General features: G+C 51.8%; 1 protein-coding gene. It reads left to right on the forward strand.

Annotated features, from left to right (window positions below; all coding sequences use genetic code 11):
• Positions 1-678 (forward strand): N-6 DNA methylase (locus tag R7Q09_RS24925; RefSeq protein WP_411913118.1); only part of this gene is annotated, 678 nt, incomplete at its 5' end.
• Positions 679-813 lie beyond the last annotated feature (135 nt).

The raw sequence follows: 813 nt of genomic DNA on the forward strand, positions 1-813 counted from the left end.
TTCTACCTCTTGAATGTTTCGTCAGAACAAACTGGAGCGCTTATGTCACCAGAAACACAGCAACTTACATCCAAGGCTTTATCTCTCATCGAGCAGTCCCGATACAGAATGGGCACATCTCGGTTTGTTGAGGCCTTTATTGACCAGTGGGCATACTTGCAGACTGGCCTATACCCAGCCAAGGAGGAGATCCCGGAAGAACTTCAGCCGGTCGCCTTCGAGCTCTCTCACGTCCTGTCTGCCGCCATTAAGCGCGACCCCACCAGCGATGTTTTGGGTTACGTCCTAAGCATGTCTGGCTTCCACAAGAAGGGCACCAATTACTTCCCCACTCCTCCAGAGATTGGCCGCTTGATGTCACTCATTGTTGGCTCACAGTCTTCGGCAGACTTTTATGAGCCCTGCTGTGGTTCTGGCATCAACGCCATTCACTGGATGGAAAACCTGATCGAGAACCACGGTCCCGAAGCATTGAGAGAAGCCTCAATCTACCTGGAAGACATCGATCCGTTGATGGTGAAGTGCTGCATGATCCAGCTATTCCATTATTTCGAGTCCCGCAATACCACTCCCAAAACGCTGAGTATCGTCGGCATAGACACCCTTAGCAGACGAACCAAGAACATCGCCTACTACGCCGAAAAACCTCCAGCAACCGCCGCTACCGTGGCAGCATAAAAAAACCCGCCGATTGGCGGGTTTTGCATTCAATGCGCTGCTCTATGGCACCTTACAGTTTTCCGTACCGGTTCAAGAACGAAGACCTGTCTAAGATCCCCCAGTCTGTCAGCATGTAGTAGCCGGTGGCACCTC

Source organism: Vibrio sp. 2130-1, assembly GCF_033339515.1.